The 1,924-nt window shown below is 67.9% G+C and carries 1 protein-coding gene; it reads left to right on the top strand.

The window, feature by feature from the left end:
- Positions 1 to 662 precede the first annotated feature (662 nt).
- Positions 663 to 1,892, top strand: coding sequence for an IS110 family RNA-guided transposase (locus tag FDP28_RS20360; protein ID WP_144663427.1), 1,230 nt, complete (start codon positions 663 to 665; stop codon positions 1,890 to 1,892).
- The last annotated feature ends 32 nt before the right edge of the window (positions 1,893 to 1,924 follow it).

The following is a 1,924-nucleotide window of genomic DNA, read 5'->3' on the forward strand; positions in this document are numbered from 1 at the left end:
GGAATTCTTCGACGGCGCTCCTAATTCGTAGTTAAGCGGCTTCCAGGTGACCAGGTGGTGGGGCTCTTCCCGGGGCTGTCTTGTTGGGGTTCTGTGGGGGAGTCACCGGTGGTGACGCCTTCGGCGCTCTTGGATCTTGGAATCCTCGACGCAGAGCGGCGCGGTCACCGGCGGCCCCTCCGCGGGACTCCCAGATGTGACCGCAAATCGCTTCCGGCGGGACCAGGTCAGCTGGCCCCGCCGGAAGCTGTTATCGGGGTTCCCGCGGTGGCAGCGCTGCTGCGACGCCTCCGGCGCTCTTGGGTCCTTGAACCCTCGACGAAGAGCGGCGCGTAACGGCGGATTCACGCCGCAGGCCCCCCGGACCGGGCCGGCCAATGCTTCGGTGTTGTTGCCGGCCAGGTTCCGCCGCCCGCGTGGCGGCGGAACCCCCGACTGATGGCGTGGTACTTGGTTCTCGTGGTGGCGTGCAGGCTGCGGGATGACCCCTTCCTTCTCCGGGAGCCGTGGAGCTCTTGGTTAGACCGGGGCGCCCGAAGTGGACTCGTTTCACGAACGGCTGGTGAGATGGCAGACCTTCGAGTCTTGGAATTAGGGCGCTGCGTGATCCGAACTGGCACACCCCGAGAACAGAACACACCCTTGACTGCGAGGAGCACAGATTGGACCTCTACTGCGGGATCGACTGGGCCGAAGGCCACCATGACATCGCTATTATCGACAGCGCCGGCGAGCTGCTGGCCAAACGCCGGATCACCGACGACGCCGCCGGCTACCGGGACCTGATGGAATTGCTCGCCGACCATGGGGACACACCCCAGGACCCCGTCCCGGTGGCGATCGAAACCAGCCAGGGCCTGCTCGTCGCGGCCCTGCGCGCCGGCGCCCGGAAAATCTATGCGGTCAATCCGCTCTCCGCCGCCCGCTACCGCGACCGGCACGGGGTCTCGAAGAAGAAGTCCGACCCGGGCGATGCCCTGGTGCTGGCGAACATCCTGCGCACCGACGCCCATGCGCACCGCCCCCTGCCGGCCGACACCGAGCAGGCGCGGGCGATCACCGTCCTGGCCCGCGCCCAGCAGGACGCGGTCTGGGCACGCCAGCAGACCGCCAACCAGCTCCGCTCCGTGCTGCGCCAGTTCTACCCGGCCCTCCTACAGGCCGGCGCGATCTGGCAGAACGGCCTTACCCGCCCTGAAATCAGGGAACTGCTGCGCATCGCCCCCACCCCGGGCACGGGCGCACGGCTCAGCACCGCCCGGATCGAAACCGCCCTGCGCCGCGCGGGACGGTCCCGCGGCATCACTGCCCAGGCCCAGCGGATCAAAACCATCTTCCGCGGCGATCACGCCCGCCAGCCCCAGGCCGTCGAAGACGCCATGGGCCAGCAGGCCGCCGGCCTGCTGCTTCTCCTCGACGCCGCCTGCCAGGCCGTCGACCAGCTCGGCGCCGCCGTCGAGGAAGCCTTCCTCACCCACCCCGACGCCCAGATCCTGCTCAGCTTCCCCGGGATCGGAAACCAGCTCGGAGCCCGGCTCCTGGCCGAAATCGGAGACGACAGGCAACGGTTCGCAGACGCCCGCGCCCTGAAGGCCTACGCCGGCTCCGCACCCATCACCAGAGCCTCGGGCAAGAAGAAATTCGTCGGCCGCAGATTCGTCAAGAACGACCGCCTCAGCACCGTCGGCTACATGTGGGCACTGTCCGCCCTCACCGGATCCCCAGGCGCCAAAGCCCACTACAAACGCCGCCGCGCAGCCGGGGACTGGCACGCAGCAGCCCAACGCAACCTCTTCAACCGCCTCCTCGGCCAACTCCACCACTGCCTCACCACCAACACCCAATTCGACGAAACCACAGCCTTCACCCCACCCGCAGAGCTCGCTGCTTGACTTCCTAAACACGTGAGATGTCTGCGTCGCTT

Source organism: Paenarthrobacter nicotinovorans, assembly GCF_007670255.1.
Lineage (GTDB): Bacteria > Actinomycetota > Actinomycetes > Actinomycetales > Micrococcaceae > Arthrobacter > Arthrobacter nicotinovorans_B.